5 protein-coding genes are annotated in these 5265 nt (G+C 77.0%); 4 read left to right on the forward strand and 1 reads right to left on the reverse strand.

Going from position 1 to position 5265, the window contains the following annotated elements; genetic code table 11:
- From E1283_RS31250 to E1283_RS31260, 3 genes are all read left to right on the forward strand, one after another.
- On the forward strand, positions 1-987 hold a 987-nt coding region (locus E1283_RS31250; RefSeq protein ID WP_132821539.1), incomplete at its 5' end, for a glycosyltransferase family 4 protein.
- Positions 984-2156 carry a glycosyltransferase gene (locus E1283_RS31255; RefSeq protein ID WP_132821540.1) on the forward strand — a complete coding sequence of 391 codons (1173 nt, stop codon included), beginning with the start codon at positions 984-986 and terminating at the stop codon, positions 2154-2156. The genes E1283_RS31250 and E1283_RS31255, both read left to right, overlap by 4 nt.
- A complete protein-coding gene (locus E1283_RS31260) occupies positions 2153-3079 on the forward strand; it encodes an SGNH/GDSL hydrolase family protein (protein WP_207930602.1) in 927 nt (308 codons plus the stop codon). Before E1283_RS31255 ends, E1283_RS31260 begins: the two co-directional genes overlap by 4 nt.
- A 36-nt stretch (positions 3080-3115) precedes the next feature.
- Here E1283_RS31260 and E1283_RS31265 read toward each other — a convergent pair whose 3' ends face one another.
- Positions 3116-3568 carry a cyclic nucleotide-binding domain-containing protein gene (locus E1283_RS31265; RefSeq protein WP_132821541.1) on the reverse strand — a complete coding sequence of 151 codons (453 nt, stop codon included), beginning with the start codon at positions 3566-3568 and terminating at the stop codon, positions 3116-3118.
- Between the two features lie 183 nt (positions 3569-3751).
- Between E1283_RS31265 and E1283_RS31270 the strand changes: the two genes are divergently transcribed.
- On the forward strand, positions 3752-5265 hold a 1514-nt coding region (locus tag E1283_RS31270), incomplete at its 3' end, for a hypothetical protein (RefSeq protein ID WP_243745231.1).

Consider the following 5265-nt stretch of genomic DNA (forward strand, 5'->3'; position numbering starts at 1 on the left):
CCCATCGACCACGACGGTCCCGCCCCCGTCGTGTATGTCCCCTCCCTGCCGCTGCCCGGCTATCCCCAGGTCCGGGTCGCCCTGCCGAGCCGCCGGCTCGCCGCCGCCGTCGCCAGCCACCGGCCCGACGTCGTCCACCTCGCCAGCCCCTTCGTGCTCGGCGCCCGCGGCATGGCCGTGGCGGCGCGCGCCGGGGTGCCGGCCGTCGCCGTCTACCAGACCGACCTCGCCGGATACGCGCGCACCTACCTGGGCGCCGGCGAGCTCGCCGCCTGGCGCCGGATCCGCGCGGTGCACTCCGCCGCAGACCTGACCCTGGCCCCGTCCAGCGACTCCATCCGGGCCCTGGAGGCTCACGGGGTGCCGCGGGTGAGGCTGTGGCAGCGCGGGGTGGACACCGGGCGGTTCCGGCCCGAGCTGCGCGACGAGGCGCTCCGTGGCGAGCTGGCCCCCAACGGCGAGCTGCTGCTCGGCTACGTCGGGCGGCTGGCCCCCGAGAAGCGGGTCGACCTGCTCGCCCAGGCGTCGGCGCTGCCCGGCGTCAGGCTGGTGGTGACAGGCGACGGGCCGAGTGGCACCGCGCTGCGCGCCGCCCTGCCCAGGGCCCGCTTCCTCGGCCGCCGCACCGGCGACGACCTGGCCAGGGTCTACGCCTCGCTCGACGTCTTCGCCCACACCGGCCCGTTCGAGACGTTCTGCCAGACCGTCCAGGAGGCCCAGGCCAGCGGGGTGCCCGTGGTGGCCCCGGCCGCCGGCGGCCCGCTCGACCTCGTCGACCACGGCCGGAACGGGCTGCTCGTCCCGCCCGGCGACGGCGCCGCGCTGCGCGAGGCGGTGCGGACGCTGCGCGACGACCCGGCGCTCCGCGCCCGCCTTGCCGAGACCGGCCTCGCCGACGTCGCGGGCCGCACCTGGGAGGCCATCGGCGACCAGCTCGTCGAGCACTACACCCACGTCCGGCAGGCCCGGGAGGTGGCGGTCAGGTGACGGGCCTGCGCATCGTCCGGCTGGCCAACTTCGTCGCCCCCAGCTCCGGTGGCCTGCGCACCGCGCTGCGCGAGCTGGGCGCCGGCTACCTGGCCGCCGGACACGAACCGGTGCTGGTCGTCCCCGGCGAGAAGGTGAGCGACACCCGCACCACCCAGGGGCGCGTCATCACCCTGCCCGGCCACCGGCTGCCCGGCACCGGCGGCTACCGGGTGCTGACCGACCGGCGGCGCCTCGCCCGGCTGTTGGAGACCCTCGCACCCGACCGGCTCGAGGTGTCCGACCGCACCACCCTGCGCTGGACGGGGGAGTGGGCCAGGCAGCACCGGGTGCCGGCCGTGATGGTCTCGCACGAGAGCGTGGACGGCGTCATGGACACCTGGGGCCTGCCCGCCGGCTGGTCCCGGCGCGCCGCCGACGGGCTCAACCGGCGGACCGCGCACGCCTTCACGCGGGTGGTGTGCACCACCGAGTGGGCGGCGCGCGAGTTCCACCGGGTCGGCGTGCGCAACGTGGTCCGCGCCCCCCTGGGCGTCGACCTGCGCCGCTGCCACCCCGGCCTCCACGACCCCGCGCTGCACGCCGAACTCCGCGGCGAGGACGAGGTGCTGCTCGCCATGTGCTCCCGCCTCTCCCCGGAGAAGCGCCCGGGCCTCGCCCTCGACGCCCTCGCCGAACTGCGTCGGCGCGGCGTCCCCGCGAGGCTGGTCATCGCCGGGGACGGGCCGCTGCTCGGCCGGCTCCGCGAGCGGGCCACCGCGGCGCGGCTGCCCGTCGTCTTCTCGGGACACGTCGGCGACCCCGCCGACCTCGCGGTCCTCCAGGCCACCGCCGACATCGTGCTCGCCCCCGGGCCCGCCGAGACCTTCGGCCTGGCCGCCATGGAGGCCCTGGCCTGCGGCACCCCCGTGGTCGCCAACAGCCGCTCGGCCGTGCCCGCGCTGCTCGGCGCCGCCGGCACCACCGCCGACGACGGCGCGAGCTTCGCGGACGGAGTGCGGCGGCTGCTCGCCCGCCCCGCGGAAAGCCGCCGCGCCGTCGCGCGCGCCCGCGCCGAGGAGTTCCCGTGGTCGGCCGCCGTGGACGCGTTCCTGGCCGCCCTCGAAGCGCCCGCCGTCGTCAGGCCGGCGGCCGACCAGGTCCCGGTGGCCGAGGGCGGCCGGCGGTGAGCGGCCCCCTGCGGTTCGTCACCCTGGGTGACTCCCTCACCGAGGGGGTGGGCGACCCGGTGCCCGGCGGCTGGCGCGGCTGGGCACCGCTGCTGGCCGCCGGCCTCACCGCGTCCGAGAGCGGCCGGCCCGCGCGGCTGACCAACCTGGCCCGCAGCGGCGCCCGCACGGCCGACGCCGCGGGGGACCAGCTCGCCGCCGCCCGCCGCATCCGCCCCCACCTGGCCGGGGTGATCATCGGCGGCAACGACACGCTCCGCTCCGCCTTCGACATCGCCGCGAGCGCCCGTGACCTGGACACCGTCATCGGCACCCTGAGCCGGGAGGGCACCCTGGTGCTCACCGCCTGCCTGCCGGACCCCGGCGGGATGCTCCACCTGCCGACCGCGCTGACCCGCCCGCTCGCCCGCCGGATGACCGCGCTCAACGACGTCGTGCACCAGCTGTCGCGCCGGCACGGCGCGGTGCACGTGCACCTGGCCGGTCATCCGGTGGCCGCGACGCGCGCCGCCTGGAGCGTGGACCGGCTGCACCCGAGCGAGCTCGGGCACCGGCTGCTCGCCCGCGAGTTCCACGCGGCGCTCGCCGACCGCGGCGTCGCCACCGGGACGGCGCCCACGGCGACGACGGACCGCCCGCCGCCCACCAGAGCCGCCTGTTTCCGCTGGCTGGCCACCCGCGGGACCAACTGGGTGCTGGCCAGGGCCACCGACCTGCTGCCCGGACTCGTCGGACTCGCCGTCCGCGAGACCCGGCACCGGCTCGCCGGCACCGCGCACACCCTGGACGCGGCCTCCCACGCCGCCACCAGGGCGGCGCTCGCCGGCCTCGGCCCGCGGTCGGGCGCCGCCGTCGCGCCGCTCGACCGGCTCGGTCGGCGCGCGGCGCCGCCGCTGAGCGCCGACCACTCGTCCGCCGCCTGACCGTCGTGGCCCCGCCGGCAGGGCGCTCGCCCGCGGCTACCGGTTGCCGGCGTGCGGGGCGAACAGGTCGAGCAGCCTGGCCCGTGCCGCCCGCACCCGGTAGGCCAGGATCTCGGCGATCACCCGCAGCAGCGCGTAGCCGAACGCCGGGTCCTCGTCGCAGAGCGCCTGCACCTCGGGGCCCTGGAACTCGTAGGCCCGCACCGGTGACAGCGCCTCGGCGCCGAAGTCCCACTCGTAGGGTGGGAAAAGCCAGGACCAGCCCAGCAGATCCCCGGTGTCGAGCGAGGAGACGGCGGTCGGTTTCGGCCCGCCGAGCCGCAGGTCGAGCGTCACCGTCCCGGACCGGATGATCCAGAACCGGTCGGCCCGCCCCCTCTCCTCGAAGATCCGTTCGCCCTGCGCGAAGGAAACCTCCTCCGCCAGGTCCATCAGGCGCTCCCGGTAGCCGGCCGGAAGGACCCGCAGCAGACGCCGTGGGGCGGCCATCGCCGGCCTCCTCCCATTGCTCCCGTCGGGGGACATCACCATTGCACCGCGGCCCGCGCGCCTCCGCATCCCGGAGCGCGCCGCGCCCACCGCGCCCACCGCGCCCACCGCGCCCACCGCGACCGCGGCGACCGGGCGGGCGATCGACGCTCACTGTCAGTGGCACCGCCTAAGGTGTGCCACGTGACCGCACCCGCCTCAGCCCAGCCGGCCAACGAGGGCCGGGCCGCCCCGGCTTCGGCCGACCGGGCGCCCGGCGCCGCGCCGCCGGGCGGCCGCCCGGCCCCAGGGCCGGCCGCCGACGAGGGCCTCGCCCGCCGGCTTCGCGCCCTCGCCTGCACCGCGCCCCTGCACGACCTGGACGCGCGGAAGGCCAACCTCGCCGGCGAGTACGGCACGTACGCGATGGCCGAGGTGGCGCTCTCCGCCATCGATCTGGTCACTCTCAGCATGGACTTCGACACCGGCGCCGACCACGAGCAGGTCGTCGCCCGGCTGTTGCCCCGGGTCGCCGCCCAGGCCCCGAGCCGCCCGGCCGCCGAGCACGAGCGGGTCGCCCGCTGGGTGTTGGACAACCTCATCAACGTCGGCAGCGTCGACCGCGGCTTCCGCGCGGCCTACGGCACCTTCGAGCCGGACGGCTCCTACGTCCGCAGGGACTACGACTTCAAGCTCGTCGAGGAGGTCCCGGGACCCGGCGGCGGCGTGTACCTGCGCACCACGGACGAGGCGGTCAACGTGCTGGTCGGCGCCCTCGACACGGACGTCACCAGCGCCCAGATCGCCGCCGAGGTCAAGCTGGAGGTGCTGATCAACCGCGGCCGCCTCGCCGACGCCCAACTCGCCGCCGAGCAGGCCAGATACCGCACCGTCCAGTACGCGGAGACGCTGCGCCGCACCCTGGAGACCACCAGGCGTGACGTCCGCGCCGTCGACTGGCTGCACGCGGTGCCCGACCTGATCGACGAGGCCCTCGGCCACATCGCCGACCGCTACCGCCACGAGAACGCGATCCTCACCAACATCAGGCGCGCCCGCGACGAGGCCACCGACACCGGCCACAAGCTGCGCGCCGCCGAGCTGGTCGACATCGTCAAGGACTGCATCAGGCGGCACACCCAGCTCCAGTCCAGGCTCCTGGAGGCCGGGCCGCTGTTCCGGGCCGAGCAGGACCGGCAGGCGTTCCGGCCCCCCGCGGCCAGGGCCGGTGCCGACCTCTACGGCCAACTGCTCGCCCCACTGCTGCCCGAGCCCCTGGAGCGCGCGGTCCGCGTCACCGACGCCTTCTTCGCGCGCGGCACCGGGATCCGCCCGCCGGGCGCCGTGCGCCTCGCCGACCTCACCGAACTGCTGCTCACCCCGCCCGTGCCGCGCGAGCACCTGGGCGCCGAGCTGCCCGAGCCCGACCTGGTCACCACCCCGGACGACAGCCGGTTCAGCGAGGAGCAGTTGGCCGCCGCCCTCGAACTGCTCCAACTCCCGGAGGACGCGCCCCGCCGGCTCTCCGGCCTGCTCGCGGAGGCCCGCCGCGCCGACCACGACCTGCCCTACCTGGTCGCGCTGCTCGCCGTGCACGCGGCCAGCCCGCCGGTGGGCACCGCCCACCGGCAGGGCGAAAGCAGCCTGTTGTTCGCCGTGGACGACGGCACCGAGCTGGACGACCCGGAGTTCGGCGGTGCCGACCTGATCGTCGGCAC

Source organism: Streptomyces hainanensis, from assembly GCF_004348415.1.
In the GTDB taxonomy this organism is placed as follows: domain Bacteria; phylum Actinomycetota; class Actinomycetes; order Streptomycetales; family Streptomycetaceae; genus Streptomyces; species Streptomyces hainanensis.